Source organism: Bradyrhizobium sp. SZCCHNR1093 (assembly GCF_032381175.1).
Taxonomy (GTDB): domain Bacteria; phylum Pseudomonadota; class Alphaproteobacteria; order Rhizobiales; family Xanthobacteraceae; genus Bradyrhizobium.
The window spans coordinates 933,563-948,712 of the sequence record NZ_JAUHJJ010000001.1; the positions used below are offsets into that span (position 1 = coordinate 933,563).

Genomic DNA, 15,150 nt, shown 5'->3' on the forward strand with positions numbered 1-15,150 from the left:
GACTTCGCGCCCGTCTGCCCCGAAAGAGCGCCATCCTGCCCGCGATCCCGGCGCGATGCCGGGAGGCTGGGCACCGATCGTACCCTAAGCTCCTGAAGTCCTTCGGCTTCAGGTCCGAAGGCCGAACCGATTTCGTCTCCCAGCGCTCTTCCTTCAGCTCTTCCATGCCGGATCCCATGCGCAGCTACCTCGATTTCGAAAAGCCTGTTGCCGAGCTCGATTCCAAGGTCGACGAACTCCGGGCGATGGCCGCCTCCGGCACCGATATCGGCGAGGAGGTCAGCCGGATCGAGGAGAAGGCCGGCCAGGCGCTGGCCGAGCTCTACGCCACGCTCACGCCATGGCAGAAGACCATGGTGGCCCGCCATCCGCAGCGGCCGCACTTCACGGACTTCGTGGGCGGGCTGATCACCGAGTTCACCCCGCTCGCCGGCGACCGCAAGTTCGGCGAAGACGCCGCTTTGCTCGGCGGCTTCGGCCGCTTCCGCGGCGAGCCGATCTGCGTCATGGGCCAGGAAAAGGGCGCCACCACCGAATCCCGCCTCAAGCACAATTTCGGCATGGCCCGCCCGGAAGGCTACCGCAAGGCGGTCCGCCTGATGGAAATGGCCGAGCGGTTCGGCATCGCCGTGCTGTCGCTGGTGGATTCCGCCGGCGCCTATCCCGGCATCGGCGCCGAGGAGCGCGGCCAGGCCGAGGCCATCGCGCGCTCGACCGATGCCTGCCTGGCGCTCGGCGTTCCCAACGTCGCGATCATCACCGGCGAGGGCATGTCGGGCGGCGCCATCGCGCTGACCACCGCCAACCGCGTCCTGATGCTGGAGCATGCGATCTACAGCGTGATCTCGCCGGAAGCCGCCTCCTCGATCCTCTGGCGCGACGGCACCAAGGCGCAGGAAGCCGCCAACAGCATGAAGATCACCGCCCAGGACATGCTGCGCTTCGGCGTGGTCGACACCATCCTGAAGGAGCCGGTCGGCGGCGCCCACCGCGATCCCGCGGCGATGATCGCGGCCACCGGCGAGGCGATCGCCCAGGCGCTTGACGAGCTGAAGGGCCTCGACGCCGACGCCATCCGCAAGCAGCGCCGGCAGAAGTTCATCGAGATCGGCCGTAAGCTCGGCTGAGCGGGCGGGAGCCGAGCGCTCGGCGCTCGCGGTTTTGTGAGTCTTTCCAGCCGTTTGGCCGCATTTCGGCCCCGCCGGCGGGCTCTGCTGTTTAGAAGTTGTTGACCAAAGCGGCCAGGGCCTCGCGGCTCCACCGGAGCGCGGGTTGCGGGTCGTGGGGTCAAAGGCTACAATTTTAATCAATGGTTTGACGGCATGACGCAGGGTCGACCCGTGATTTATCCAGCTTTCGGGCCGATCGGGTGAGATGAGACTGGGGTGTTGCGGCATGCCGGGTTTGCGGGGAGCATTGTCTTGATCAACCGCGCTTTCGTCCGGGTTCTGATGACCTCGGCGGTGTTGGCCGCCGGTGCGCTGCTGACGGGTTGCAACAGCGATCAGGTCGCGCTCGCCACCAACGCCAAGGCCAACCAGCCGGTGTCGCCGAAGCTCGTCGCGACCATGGGCGAGAAGGACATGGATCTGCAGTCGCCGATCCTGGTCCGCGTGTTCAAGCAGGAGGCCGAGCTCGAGGTCTGGAAGCAGGACCGCTCCGGCAAGTTCGCGCTGCTCAAGACCTATCCGATCTGCCGCTGGTCCGGCGACCTCGGACCCAAGGTGCGCGAGGGCGACCGCCAGGCGCCGGAGGGTTTCTACTCGATCAATCCGAGCCAGATGAATCCGCAGTCGGCCTACTACCTGTCCTTCAACACCGGCTATCCGAACGCCTTCGACAAGGCGCTGGGCCGCAGCGGCTCGCAGCTGATGGTGCATGGCGACTGCTCCTCGCGCGGCTGCTTCGCCATGACCGACGAGCAGATCGCCGAGATCTATGCGCTTGGGCGCGAGTCGTTCTTCGGCGGCCAGCGGGCCTTCCAGTTCCAGGCCTATCCGTTCCGGATGACGCCGGTGAACATGGCCAGGCACCGCAACAATCCGAACATGCCGTTCTGGCGCATGATCAAGGAAGGCTACGACCATTTCGAAGTCACCCGGCAGGAGCCGAAGGTCGACTTCTGCGAAAAGAAGTACGTCTTCGACGCCCAGAAGCCGCCGGGCGCGACGCATGATCCGGTGTTCGACGCCGCCGCCAAGTGCCCGGCCTATGTCGTTCCCGACGAGATCACCGCCGCCGTGCGCGACAAGCAGCAGGCGGACGAGGTGGAATACGCCAAGCTCGTCGCCAAGGGCACGCCGGTCGCGAAGCTCAACACCGGCATCGATGGCGGCATGAATCCGATCTTCGCCAGCCGCGTGCCGGGCGCCTCCACCGGCCTGTCCGATGCCGGCGAAGCGCCGGGACTGTCGCTCGCCAACTTCTCGCCGGCGCCAGGCACGATCCCCGGTCATGTCAACCCGCCGCGCGCGCCCGGCGCCGACGAGGTCGCCGCGATGCCGGCCAGTGCGACTCCGGCTCCCGCAGCGGCGCCCTCCACCCGCGTGGCAGCCGTCAGTGCGCCGGAGAAGCCGAGCTTCATGTCGAGCCTCGCCCGCAAGGTTGGGATCGGCGGCAATGCGGCGGCCGACACCAAGGCTGCGACGGCGAAGCCCGAGACCAGGACCGCGGAGGCCAGGCCCTCGGAGATCAAGCCCGCCGAGATCAAACCTGCGCCCAAGCCGGTCGCGGCCAAGCCGGCCGAGGCCAGGCAGGCTGCCGCGCGGCCGCCGTTCAAGCCCGCCAGCAGCGACGCGCCTACCACCACGGCGCCGGCACAGACCCAGACCGCACTGGTCTCCGGCGCCGTCCCGGTGCTGCAGTCGAACTCGTTCGACAGCCGGTTCGCAGGATTCAAGTAAGCCCGACTATCGAAGCCGTCGTCAGTCGCGCGGCCAGGCGTGACCGATTTGAGTGGCCAATTGCCTGCCCGGCCGTCATTGCGAGCGCAGCGAAGCAATCCAGAGTCCCACCCGAGCCCTGGATTGCTTCGCTGCGCTCGCAATGACGAAGACATGCGTTCCTGTTCTCGCGGCGCCCCTGGCGTCCGAGTGATCCATCGATCTCACCCTCCGAAGCGAGGGTGCAGGGAAGGCCGGACCTCGACTGAGGCCCGTGGCCCGCCTGCGAAAAAAATGCAGGCGGCAGGTACCACAGGTCCAGCCGGACGACCCGGCCCTCCCTGCGCGATAGTCTTAACGGCTGCTTCGCGATCTCCCTGGGGACCGGGCTGTCTTGCCCCCATCACCGGCGAGATGCGCGGGGCATCATCAGCCGACTTGACCTCAGCATCGGGAGGCCAGGACCACGCGACTTGACCGTGCGAGCCGATGTTGTTCGTCCGCGCGAATGATCACGCTGCAAACCGGCCCGCCCATCGCATCCCGCACTCCACGCTTCGTGACGACCGCGCAGCGCCCCTCGTCGATGAGGCGGGACGAACGGAATAAATCACGAAATTCCGAAAACGAGAAGCGGCATATTTTTGCTAAGGGGACTGGACAGCCCAAATCAGCTTGAACGCGCAGGAAAATTCAGTTTTTGCGCGCAGCGCATTTCTCATCGCTGCGAGGCATGGACCCGCCCGCCGCACGCGGGACGCAGGACCGAATCGCCCGACGGGCAGAGGCGCCGGCGTCGTCGCCCAAGCCTTCATGGCCGGGCCGGCCGGTTGACGGCTGGAATATCATGCCATATTAAAAGTTACATGAGACCCAACAGCCAGTTGTCCGGCATCCTGCACGTCCTGCTCCACATGGCGGAGCACGACGGTCCGGTCACGTCCGAGGCGCTCGCAGCGATGATGCAGACCAATCCGGTCGTGATCCGCAGGATCATGGCCGGCCTCCGGGACAGCGGCTATGTGCGCTCCGAGAAAGGCCATGGCGGCGGCTGGACGCTCGCCTGCGATCTGGCGACCGTCACCCTGCGCGACGTCTATGATTCACTCGGGCGCCCGTCGCTGTTCGCCATCGGCCATCGGAGCGAGACTCCCGACTGCCTCGTCGAGCAGGCGGTCAATGCGGCGCTCGACACCTCCATCCGGGCCGCCGAGACCTTGCTGCTGTCCCGTCTCGGCGCCATCACGCTGGCGGCGCTGAGCGCTGATTTCCACGACCGCCTCGAACGACGGAAGCGACCCCGCAAAGGAGACATTTGTCATGCCGGCTGACATCGCCGACGGCGCCCAGCAGTTCATCCGCGCGTTTTCCGATCCCGAGTTCGTCGCGCGCTACACGGATGGTCCGCGGCGCTTCGTGCCCGGTCTCGACGGGCTGCACCGGATGACGGCGGTCCTGCTGGCCGAGCGGGCGCCCGAACACGCGAGGGTGCTCGTGCTGGGCGCGGGCGGCGGGCTCGAGCTCAATGCGTTGGCGGAAGCGCAACCATCGTGGACCTTCGTCGGCGTCGATCCGGCACCGCAGATGCTGCGACTCGCCGAACGCACGCTCGGCCCGCGGACGAGCCGGGTCGAACTGATCGAGGGCACCATCGACGACGCGCCGGCCGGCCCGTTTCACGCGGCGACATGCCTGCTGACGCTGCATTTTCTGGCAGCGCCGGAACGGTTGCGGACAGTCCGCGCCGTGCACGACCGGCTCCGCCCTGGAGCGCCGTTCGTGGTGGCCCATAGCTGCCTGCCCAACGAGCCAGTCGAAAGGTCGCTGTGGCTGGATCGGTACGCGGCCTATGCCGTTGCGTCCGGCACAGACCCCGAGCAGGCCAGGACGATGCGCGCGACCGTCGATGCCAGCGTCAACATGCTGAGCCCAGGGGAGGATGAAGCCATCCTGCGTGACGGCGGCTTTCGCGATGTTCGTCCATTCTTCACAGCGCTGACCTGGCATGGCTGGATCGGCCACGCCTGAACCGCCGCCGAGCATCACGCCGATGCCGCCCTGAACGATCGCGATCAGGGCCTGCTAATTAGTTGCCCGGCCTGCGCCGGCATCCGCGCATGTCCCTCCCTGCGCCCCCCGAAGAGGTGGATGACGCGGCTTACGGACAGGCTTCCACCGGAGCCCTGCCACGTCTCAGCTTGCGTGACGTCGCGCACGGAGCGCGGGGCCGCGATCTGCGACAAACGGCGCCGTCACCCGAGGCGAGGTGACGCAACCGAGAGGAGCAGGTCATGAGCTTTTGGGATGATATCGGAGATGCCGTCAGTTCCGCCGTGGACGACGTGAAGGACGTCGCGAAGGATGTGGCGGGTGCGGTCGGCGGCGCGGCGGGCGCCGTGGTCCATACGGTCGAGCACGTCGCCGGCGATGCGGCCCATGCCGTGGGCAGCGTGGTGCACGGCATCGGCGCGCTCGGCGGCGAGGCCATCCATACCGTGGGTGGCGTGCTCGGTGCGATCGGGCACGGTGCCGAGGCGATCGGCGGCGGCCTGCTTCACACCGTAGGCGACGTGGCCTCGACCGTGGTCCATGTCGGCGGCGACGTCCTCCATACCGGGATCAACGTCGCCGGCGACGTGGCGTCCGGGGTGGGCCATCTGGTGCATGGTGACATCGACGGCGTCATCAACGACGTGAAGCATATCGGCGGCGACATCGTCGACGGCGGGCTCAAGGTCGGGGGCGACGTGGCGCATGGCGCCCTCGACGTCGCTGGCGACCTCGCACACACCGCGGTCGGCCTCGGCGAGGCCGGGTTGGAGGCGGCCGGCGCGGTCGGCCACGGCGCGCTCGGCATGGCCGGCACCATCGTCGGAACGGCCGGCGAGGTCGGCATGGACGCGCTCGACGCCGCAGGCGCGGTGGTGAAGGGCGGCTTCGACGCCGGCGTGGCGGTGGCCGACGGCGCCATCGGCGTGGTCACCGACACGGCGTCGGCGGCGGGCCACCTGGTCGGCGGACCGATCGGCGAGGCGATCTCCGGCATCGCCCACGGCGCCGATGCGGTCGGCACCGGCATCGTCGATGGCATCGGCCATTTCGTCGGCGAGGGTCTCAACGGGCTGGCACAGACCGCCGGCGATTTGAGCCACTCGCTGGGGCAGCAGCTCGACGCGATCGGCCACGACCTGGGCTCGCTCGTCAACGACCTCAGCCATGGCGATCTCGGCGCGGCGATCGGCGATATCTTCAAGCTGGCCCAGGACGGCCTGCGCAGCGACGGCAGCATCCAGATCGCTCATGCGGGACAGGACGGCGGCAGCCATGGCGGGTTCTGGGACTCGATCGCGCAGGCGATCCATCAGTCCGGCGACAACGTCCAGGGCGGCCAGGGCCCCGGCCCCGGCTTCCCCGGCCCGTTGCACGGCGAGGGCTCGTCGCACAACCCGATCATCGTCGACAATTTCGGCGACCATGGCCATGCGGGCAACACCGGCATCGTGCCGCCGAATTTCGACCACGCGCCGGTGGCCGTGCACGACGCGCCGCACGCCGACTACAGCCACATCGTCCAGATGGACGATTCGCATCACTTCGCGATGCATGGCTGAGACACCGGCGCTCAGCCGGCAGGCATCCCGCCGTGACCGTCACGGCGGGATGTCGCGTCAGGACCGATCGGCGGCGTGCTGGACGATGGCCGGCGGCGCGCCGATCGCCTGCGCGCGATCATGCGGCTGATCGTTCATCGCCGAGAGCGCACACAGCGCCAGCGAGCCCCAGACAGCGGCGCTGAAATACAGCGACATCCAGGCGATCTCTTCCTTCCAGTGCTCGAACTCGTGGGTGACGGTCCAGCGCGTCGCGGAGTCGCGCAGGCCGACGAGCGGATGCAGCAGCGGCGTGCCGGCGGCGCGCTCGATGCGCCAGCGCTTCACATACATCGGGACATCGATCACGACGAGGAAGGCGAGATAGCAGGCGACGCCGACGAGGCCAGCGATCAGAAGCCCGCGCACCATACCGTCGAACTCCGGCAGCAGCCGGCCGAGGCCGATGCCGACGAACAGGAAGGCCACCGCCCACAGCGAGTTCTCGATCGCGTTGTAGAGGAAATTCCTGGTGACGACCGCGTACCAGGAACAGATCTCGGCAACGACGATCAGCGGCACGATGATGCGGGCCATGTTGACCGCGGTCTCGGCATCCGCGATCGCGCCGAGCTGCGCCAGGATGATGGCCCATTGCGCCGCGAAGGCGATCTCGGCGATGGTCGCCACGGTGCGGCCGACGAACACGCTCGACAGCCAGCTGTCGACCAGACAGATGCGCTGCACGTCGGCGCGCGGCAGCACCGAGCGGAAGGCGCAGCCGAACACATAGGCCGCCGATAGCACCAGCATCGAACCGGTCTGGGAAGCCTGGCCCAGGGTATTGCTGCCGCCGTTGAGCTGGCGGTACAGGATGAACCAGAACACGATGTTGGCGAGGCTGACGAGCGTCAGCATGGCCCACCACAGACCGACCGGGTTCGACAGGGCTCGCGACTGCGCACGCATCCGGGCACTCCAACTTTCATGTGACTGACATTTGATCGTATTAATTCCGTCACGGAGCGGCAACCCGTTCCGGCCACGGAGGGTCGCAAAAGGCCGTGTGCCGGCGAGCCCTGCGGCCGGCGTCGGGAGTTGCCCGAGTTCCTTGCAGGAACCCGAAGGCGATCGGCGTCACCGTGGCGATGGACGATTTCGGCAAGCCGATGCTGCAGGAGGCCATCAGCAGGATGATTCGTTTGGTCGGAGGTACGCCGGCGGCTGCCGTCGACGTGCAGGCCAAGAAGGCTGCGGCCGCGTGACGGCAGATCTTGTCATCGTGATTGCCTTGCGGCTGAACTGAACAGGCGGCCGCGAATGTGATGGCTCACCCTCCCCTGGAGGGGGAGGGTGACCCCGGCACGCAGCCCGGCCAAGCTCGGCGCAGCGTTACTCAGAACGTCCGGATGATCTTGAAATCGAGTCCGTCAGCCGCGGCGAGATGCATCGCCATGCCGGCCCGGCCCTGCCGGATCGTCACCTCGCCGCGCGCGCCGGAATAGACGATGTTGCGGCCGGCGGCGGCGAGCGGTCGCAGGGATAGCGAGCCGGCGCGCTCGGCGGCCGCCTTGAGAAAGCGCAGGCCCTCGTAGTTCGACTGGCCGACCGATCCGACCGGCGGCGCATCGGCGCCGAACATCGCGGTGTAGCGGCTCATGAACGCGTCATTGGCCTTGGAGCCGATGCAACTGAAATAGCCGGAGGCCGAATACAGGTTCTCGGTGTTGTCGGCGCCGATGCCGAGCAGCACCGTTTCGTCCACCGCGCCGGCGAGACGCAGGGTGGTCGCGGCGAGGCCCGACTCGCCGAACGCGCGATTGAAGGTGATGCTGTCGGTGCCGATCAGCGAGATCAGCACGACATCGGGCCTGGCGGCGCAGATGCGCGCCAGATGCGCCTCGTGATCATCCTCGCCGACCGGCACGAACTCCTCGCCGACCACCTGGCCGCCGGCCTCGGTGATATAGGTCTTGGTCTGAAGGTGGGACTGCCAGGGCCAGACGTAGTCGCTGCCGATCAGATACCAGCGCCGGGCGCGCTTGTTCTCCGCCAGCCAGTGGATCGCGGGGCGGGTCTGGCTGTGCGGCGTCTCGCCGATCGCCATCACGCCGGGCGTGCGCTCGCCGCCTTCATAGACCGGCGTATACACATAAGGGGTGCGGCCGCGCGTGAGCCGGCGCAGCGCCAGCCTGACGGCGCTGATATGCGAGCCCATCACGACGTCGATGTCGTCGAATTCGAGCGCATCCCTGGCACGATCGGTCACCTCGTCCACCGGCCCGCCGGAATCGTAGAACGACAACTCGATCTCGCGCCCGAGAATGCCACCGTGGCGGTTGATCTCGGACACCGCGAGCAGCGCGCTGTTGGTCGCGGCCGGCCCCCAGATGCCGGGCGACCCGGAGAAGGTAAGGAAATTGCCGATGCGCAGCCGGTTCTGGGAGCCGCGCCGCTGGAGACGGTCAGGATCGAACGGGGCGAGTGCGGGAAGGCCGGCCCGCCGGGGCGGGCTCCTGAACAGCAGGGATGGCGGCAGACTGAGACGCCCGGCCGTGACAGATCCTGTCGAGAGCACACCCACTCCTTGGCCGCAACCGTGTCTGGCCCATTGTGGACCGGCGGTCATACGCCGTCAAAATCAGCACGCGTTCGGCAAATATCCTATTCGAAAATGTTGAATGTTCAAGAATTGGGATGCATATAGATCGGGCAGCAACTGCCGGACATTCATTCAAGTCGGGACCGCAAGCGAAATTCACCGTGGCCAAACCGCCCCATCCCAACACCCCCCTCACCGAACATCTCGCCTACCTGCTCGCGCAAGCCAACCGGGAGATCAACCGGCAGCTGGAGTCGCGCCTGAGCACCGAGGGCGTGCCCGTCGAGCAGTGGCGCATCCTCAAGGTGCTCTCGGACGGCGAGGGGCACTCGATGGGCGATCTCGCCGACGCGGTGCTGCTGAACCACCCGACCCTGACCAAGATGATCGACCGCATGGTGTCGGACTCGCTGGTCTACCGGCGCCAGGACGCCCATGACCGCCGCAAGGTGCTGATGTTCATCAGCGATCATGGCAAGGCGCTGTGCAAGCGGCTGAACTCGCTCGCCGCCAGCCAGGAGGCGCACATCCTGGAGAATTACGGCGACAAGGCCACCGGCGAGCTGAAGCGGCTGCTGGAGAATCTGATCGACGCGGCGAGCTGAGCGGCTGCTGTAGGGTGGGCAAAGGCGCGCCGAGCTACTGATTTGACTAAGACTGACTCTCGCACCGAGCACGCCGATGGACGGTGGGCACGGCGCGTTGACTGCATACCGCGGAGCAGCACCGGTGGACGCGCCTTTGCCCACCCTACCGCATCCCGCCTGCGGCAATGTGGCGGCAGGCCCGGCAACGCCGGGATAGACGCAAGACGAATCCTCCCTCATCCTGTCCTCTGACGATCGCGACGAACGGGCCACAGAGCCCGCGCGCGATCCCCGGCCATGCCGGACGAGGACACGACACAGGGAGGACAGGCCATGGGCATTCATCTGCTCGATCGCGCCATCGGCAGCGAGTATCCGACATTCGCCAGCACGGCTGACATCCGCGCTTTCGAACAGATGCCGTACAATGAACGGATCGCCGCGCAGAGCACCTACGAGGCGCTCAAATGCGGCGCCTCGGTCAACCCCGACGCGCCGGCGATCCAGTTTCTGCAAAATGCCGATCCGGCCGATACGCCGGTCGTGATCTCCTATCGCGACTTCATCGCCAGGGTCACCCAGGCCGCCAACATGTTTCATGCGCTCGGCGTCGGCCCCGACGACGTCGTCAGCTTCATGCTGCCCTTGGTGCCCGACGCCTTCGTCACGCTGTTCGGCGCCGAAGCCGCCGGCATCGCCAACCCGGTCAATCCGCTGCTGGAGCCGCACCAGATCGCCGAGATTCTCGATGCCGCCAAGACCAAGGTGCTGGTGGCGCTGGGCCCCCTGCCCGGCACCGACATCTGGCAGAAGGTCGAGAAGGTCCGAGGCAGCCTCAAACACCTCAAGGCGATCGTGCAGGTGCATGGCGGCGGCGGTGATCCGGCGAACGGCATCCACGCCTTCAACGACCTGATCAAGCCGCAGCCGGGCGATCACCTGGTCAGCGGCCGGCAGATCAAGGCCAGCGATACCGCGGCCTATTTCCACACCGGCGGCACCACCGGCACGCCGAAGCTGGTGCGGCACAGCCACGGCAACCAAGTCTACCAGGCCTGGGGCATCAACCTGGTCCTGAAAGCCAAGCCCGGCGGGACGCTGCTGTTCGGCATGCCGCTATTCCATGTCGGGGGATCACTGACGCAGGCGCTGCAGACCCTCTCCGCGGGCGGCAGCCTCGTCGTGCTCTCCGGTGCCGGCTGGCGCAATCCGAATGCGGTGCGCAACATCTGGGGCCTGGTCGAGCGCTTCAAGCCGGAGACGCTGTCGAGCGTGCCGACGGTGCTGGCGGCGACGCTGGCGGTGCCGCAAGGCGCGGCCGACATCTCCAGCCTGCGCTATGCCGCCGGCGGCGGCTCGGCGATTCCGGTCGCCGTGGGGCAGGCGATCATGGACAAGCTGAAGCTGCCGGTGATCGAAGTCTATGGCATGACCGAGACTGCGAGCGTGCACACCATGGCCTATCCGGACCAGCCGATCCGGCTCGGCTCGGTCGGCCTGCCGCTGCCCTATGCGCAGGTGCGCATCGTCAAGCTCGATGCCGACGGGCGCTACGAGCGCGACTGCGCGGCGGATGAGATCGGCGTCGTCATCATGGCCGGGCCGGGCGTGTTCTCAGGGTATCTCGACGACACCCACAACAAGGGCGCCTTCGTCGACGGCCATTGGGTCAATTCCGGCGATCTCGGCCGGCTCGACGCTGACGGCTTCCTCTGGATCACCGGCCGCGCCAAGGACCTCGTGATCCGCGGCGGCCACAACATCGATCCGGCGCCGATCGAAGAGATTTTGTTTCAGCATCCCTCGGTCGGCTTCGCCGCCGTGGTCGGCCAGCCCGACGCCTATGCCGGCGAGCTGCCGATCGGCTACGTCCAGCTCAAGCCGGGGGCTGCCGTGCAACCGGGCGAGCTGGAGGACTGGGTGCGCGCCCGCACGCCCGAGCGCGCCGCGGTGCCGGTGCAGATCATCCCGATCGACCCGATGCCGGTCACGGGCGTCGGCAAGGTGTTCAAGCCGCAATTGCGCTGGGACGCCGCGACGCGCGTGTTCACCAAGGTGCTGTCGCAGGTCACCGACCGCGGCATCGATTGCAGTGTGAAGGTCGGCCCGCACGGCAGCCACGGCAGCATCGCGACGGTGACGTTGCGCAACGTGCCTGCGGAGACCCGCGAGGCGGTCGAGAACGAGGTGCACACCTTGCTGGCGCCGTTCGTGATCCGGCACGAGGTGGTGATGGGGTGAGCCGCGATTCGGCGTGAGACAGCCGTCTCGGCATTTGATCGGGACGGTGGTGCTCTGGCACGATGCTGACGCGCTTCGTCACGTTTGCCAGGCCGGAGACGATGAACCCAACCGACATCACCATCGCGATCGAAGATGCCAGACAGGCTGATGTGGCCGACCTCATCGCGGAGGCCAATGCCTATCTGCGGACGCTATACCCTGCTGAAAGCAATCATCCCGTCGATGCCCACGCGCTCTCGGTGCCCGGAGCCGCATTTTTTGCCGCCCGTCGTGACGGGACGCTGCTCGGATCGATCGCCCTTCGGCTCATCGGTCCAGGACATGCCGAGATCAAGCGATTGTTCGTCCGCGAAACCGCCCGCGGCTGTGGGCTCGGACGCAGGCTCCTCGTGACATTGGAAGACGAGGCCCAAGGTCGCGGGCTTGGCCGCGTGAGCCTCGAAGTGGGCATCAGACAGCCGCAGGCGATCCAGCTCTATCGCAGCTCCGGCTATCAGGATTGCGGGCCGTTCGGGATCTACCGACTCGATCCGCTCAGCCTGTTCATGACCAAACGGCTGGTGGCTTGACCAGGCTGACCCGAACGGTGCTTGGGTGTCCGGATGCATCGAACGTGCAGTCAGGGGGAGTGACGAAAGGTCGGACGACAAAGTATCCCCCAGGCGGCGGCGCCTCACCCCGACGCGTGAGAGCTCTCGGCTCGCTACTCCGGATGCGCCTTTGGCTTCGTCGGTTGCATCCGCAGCTCACCCGTTGGATTTGCTACCCCCTTGTCGGCGGCAACCTTGCGCAGCACATCCGGCCGGTCGGAGATGATGCCGTCGACGCCGTCATCGATCAGTTGCGCCATGTCCGCGGGCCTATTGACCGTCCAGACCACGACCTCCAGGCCAAGCGCATGCGCCTCGGCAATCACCTCCGGCGTGACATCGGTAAAAAAGGGCGACCACACCTTGCCGCCGGCCGCGTGAATCGTCCGCGGCAGCGAGCCGCCGTGATCGGCGGGGTTGAAGCCCGCGGTCCAGCGCGTCGCCTCGGTCGGCGACACCGTGGGCGTCTTGCCGCTTTGCCGTGACAGATAGACGGTGGAGATCCTTGGCGCGCGCTGCTGCACCAGTTGCAAGGTGCGCCAGTCGAACGACTGGATCATGACCCGGTCGGTGAAGTGCTCGGCCTCGATCAGGCCGAGCAGCAGGGATACGAACCGATCGGGGTCCGGCGCTTCATTCGGGAGCGCTGGATCGAGCTTGGTCTCGATGTTGAGGCGCACACGATCCTTGCCCGAGCCCCTGACGAGATCGATGACCTGCTTCAGGGTCGGAATGCGCGGCGGCGGGACGTCCCCGGAGATCACCTGCTGCTCCGGAAACTGCCTGGCGTAGTCGCTGCCCGGACGGATCTGGCCGACGTCGTAGGACTGCACCTCCGCAAGCGACAGATCGATCAGCAGCGGCCCGGGCGGCGCAACGTAGTTGCCATCGGGGGCGCGGGCGAGATCGGGATTGAGCCGTCGCTCATGCGAGACCACCAGCACGCCGTCCTTCGTGACGCCGACGTCGAGCTCGAGCGTGTCGACATGAAAGGCCAGAGACATCTTGAAGGCCTGCAGCGTGTTCTCCGGATACAGCGCGCGCCCGCCGCGATGGGCCTCGATGTCAAAGGCCATGGCAGGGCTCGCAAGCCCGAGCAGCAACAGAGCGGCGGTGAGGAACAGGGTGGGACGGTGCATGGCACCAGCCTACCACGGCAGCGCGGAATGCCCATTCCCCTTGTCTCCGCCGGGCATCTGAACTAGGCCTTTCACCATCGGACCAGCCGACAACGCTGGCCAAGGACGGATCGAAGGGAGGCGATCCGCACGCGCAGCAGCGCCGTGCCTGCATCCCTTTGCCCCTCCTTTCGCGTTCTGCTTTCGAGTTCACGTGCGACGGACCATGCCCATGACCGACCTTCCTGTCCTCATCGCCGGCGGCGGCATCGGCGGCCTCGCGACCGCACTCACGTTGCAGCAGATCGGCGTGCCCTGCATCGTCTACGAGAGCGTGCGCGAGATGCGGCCGCTCGGGGTCGGCATCAATCTGCAGCCCAACGCGGTGCGGGAATTGTATGACCTCGGCATCTCGGTCGACGATCTCGACCAGGTCGGCGTGCCCGCGCGCGAATGGGCGCTGGTCGGGCTGAATGGCAACGACATCTATTCCGAGCCGCGCGGCCTGCTCGCCGGCTATGACTGGCCGCAATATGCCGTGCATCGCGGCAAGCTGCACATGCTGCTGTACAGCCGGCTGGTGGAACGCGCCGGCGCTGGGAGCGTGCGGCTCGCCAGCCGCGTTGCGGGCTACGAGAAGAACTCGGACGGATCGGTAACGGCCCGCATCGAGCATGCCGATGGATCGCGCATCGAGACGCGCGGCCGGCTGCTGATCGGCGCCGACGGCATCCACTCGGCCGTGCGCGCGCAGATGCACCCCACGCAGCCGCCGATCCATTGGGGTGGCGCGGTGATGTGGCGCGGCGTCACCTGGGCGAAGCCGATGCGCACCGGATCGTCCTTCGTCGGGCTCGGCACCCATCGCCATCGCGTCGTGGTGTATCCGATCTCGCATCCCGACCCGAAGACGGGGCTGGCGCTGATCAACTGGATCGCGGAAGTGACGATGGACAACACCGAGGGCTGGAAGCAGACCGGCTGGTTCCGCCAGGTGCCGGTGGCCGAGTTCGCGCATCATTTCGCCGGCTGGACCTATGACTGGCTCGACGTGCCCGCGCTGATCGCCGGTGCCGACGGCGCCTATGAGAACCCGATGATCGACCGCGATCCGGTGCCGACCTGGGTCGACGGCCCGGTGGCGCTGATGGGCGACGCCGCGCATGCGATGTATCCGACCGGCTCCAATGGCGCCAGCCAAGCCATCGTCGACGCCCGCGTGCTCGGCGCCTGCCTGCTGGCGCACGGCGTGACGCCGGCGGCACTCGCCGCCTACGACGAGAGACTGTGCGGCCCGATCTCGCAAGTCATCCTGCGCAACCGCGGCGCCGGCCCGTTCGGCCTGCTCAACCTGGTCGACGAGCGCTGCGGCGGGACGTTCACGAACATCGACGACGTCATCCCACCGGCCGAGCGCGAGGCGTTCATGGCCGGTTACAAGAAGGCCGCGGGATTCGCCATCGAGCAGTTGAACGCGGCGCCGCGGACGATTGCGGAAGGCGCGCAAGTCGGTAAGGCCAAGGCTGCCTGATCCAAA

At 67.2% G+C, this 15,150-nt stretch carries 13 protein-coding genes; 10 read left to right on the plus strand and 3 right to left on the minus strand.

Annotated elements, in window-relative coordinates; all coding sequences use genetic code 11:
• Positions 1-164 precede the first annotated feature (164 nt).
• The 5 genes from QX070_RS04390 (at position 165) to QX070_RS04410 (ending at position 6,493) form a co-directional block, all read left to right on the plus strand.
• Positions 165-1,127, plus strand: coding sequence for an acetyl-CoA carboxylase carboxyltransferase subunit alpha (locus tag QX070_RS04390; RefSeq protein ID WP_315735198.1), 963 nt, complete (start codon positions 165-167; stop codon positions 1,125-1,127).
• Positions 1,128-1,421: 294 nt separating this feature from the next.
• A complete protein-coding gene (locus tag QX070_RS04395) occupies positions 1,422-2,903 on the plus strand; it encodes a L,D-transpeptidase family protein (protein WP_315735200.1) in 1,482 nt (493 codons plus the stop codon).
• Between the two features lie 845 nt (positions 2,904-3,748).
• Positions 3,749-4,213 (plus strand): Rrf2 family transcriptional regulator, encoded by a 465-nt coding sequence (locus tag QX070_RS04400; RefSeq protein ID WP_315735202.1) that lies wholly within the window; start codon positions 3,749-3,751, stop codon positions 4,211-4,213.
• On the plus strand, positions 4,203-4,910 hold the full coding sequence (locus QX070_RS04405; RefSeq protein WP_315735204.1) for a class I SAM-dependent methyltransferase: 708 nt from the start codon (positions 4,203-4,205) through the stop codon (positions 4,908-4,910). The genes QX070_RS04400 and QX070_RS04405 overlap by 11 nt, the downstream gene beginning before the upstream one ends.
• 263 nt (positions 4,911-5,173) lie before the next feature.
• Positions 5,174-6,493 (plus strand): hypothetical protein, encoded by a 1,320-nt coding sequence (locus QX070_RS04410; protein WP_315735206.1) that lies wholly within the window; start codon positions 5,174-5,176, stop codon positions 6,491-6,493.
• A 57-nt stretch (positions 6,494-6,550) separates the two neighbouring features.
• Here the strand turns inward: QX070_RS04410 and QX070_RS04415 are convergent, their stop codons facing one another.
• Complete coding sequence (locus QX070_RS04415; RefSeq protein WP_315735208.1) at positions 6,551-7,441, minus strand: hypothetical protein; 891 nt, start codon at positions 7,439-7,441, stop codon at positions 6,551-6,553.
• A 173-nt stretch (positions 7,442-7,614) separates the two neighbouring features.
• Here QX070_RS04415 and QX070_RS04420 point away from each other — a divergent pair, with 173 nt between their 5' ends.
• Positions 7,615-7,737: a hypothetical protein gene (locus QX070_RS04420; RefSeq protein WP_315735210.1), complete on the plus strand. Its 123-nt coding sequence runs from the start codon at positions 7,615-7,617 to the stop codon at positions 7,735-7,737.
• A gap of 131 nt (positions 7,738-7,868) precedes the next feature.
• Here the strand turns inward: QX070_RS04420 and QX070_RS04425 are convergent, their stop codons facing one another.
• Entirely contained in the window at positions 7,869-9,050 is a 1,182-nt protein-coding gene (locus tag QX070_RS04425) for a substrate-binding domain-containing protein (protein WP_315735212.1), read from the minus strand.
• A 185-nt stretch (positions 9,051-9,235) separates the two neighbouring features.
• Between QX070_RS04425 and QX070_RS04430 the strand changes: the two genes are divergently transcribed.
• The 3 genes from QX070_RS04430 (at position 9,236) to QX070_RS04440 (ending at position 12,474) form a co-directional block, all read left to right on the plus strand.
• Positions 9,236-9,679 carry a MarR family winged helix-turn-helix transcriptional regulator gene (locus QX070_RS04430; protein WP_315735215.1) on the plus strand — a complete coding sequence of 148 codons (444 nt, stop codon included), beginning with the start codon at positions 9,236-9,238 and terminating at the stop codon, positions 9,677-9,679.
• 315 nt (positions 9,680-9,994) lie between these two features.
• A complete protein-coding gene (locus QX070_RS04435) occupies positions 9,995-11,902 on the plus strand; it encodes an acyl-CoA synthetase (RefSeq protein ID WP_315735216.1) in 1,908 nt (635 codons plus the stop codon).
• A gap of 62 nt (positions 11,903-11,964) precedes the next feature.
• Complete coding sequence (locus tag QX070_RS04440; protein WP_315735218.1) at positions 11,965-12,474, plus strand: GNAT family N-acetyltransferase; 510 nt, start codon at positions 11,965-11,967, stop codon at positions 12,472-12,474.
• A gap of 134 nt (positions 12,475-12,608) precedes the next feature.
• On the opposite strand, the gene QX070_RS04445 is transcribed toward QX070_RS04440, so the two are convergent.
• A complete protein-coding gene (locus tag QX070_RS04445; protein WP_315735220.1) occupies positions 12,609-13,634 on the minus strand; it encodes a glycerophosphodiester phosphodiesterase in 1,026 nt (341 codons plus the stop codon).
• A gap of 211 nt (positions 13,635-13,845) precedes the next feature.
• On the opposite strand from QX070_RS04445, the gene QX070_RS04450 reads away from it, so the two are divergent.
• A complete protein-coding gene (locus tag QX070_RS04450) occupies positions 13,846-15,144 on the plus strand; it encodes a flavin-dependent oxidoreductase (RefSeq protein ID WP_315735222.1) in 1,299 nt (432 codons plus the stop codon).
• The last annotated feature ends 6 nt before the right edge of the window (positions 15,145-15,150 follow it).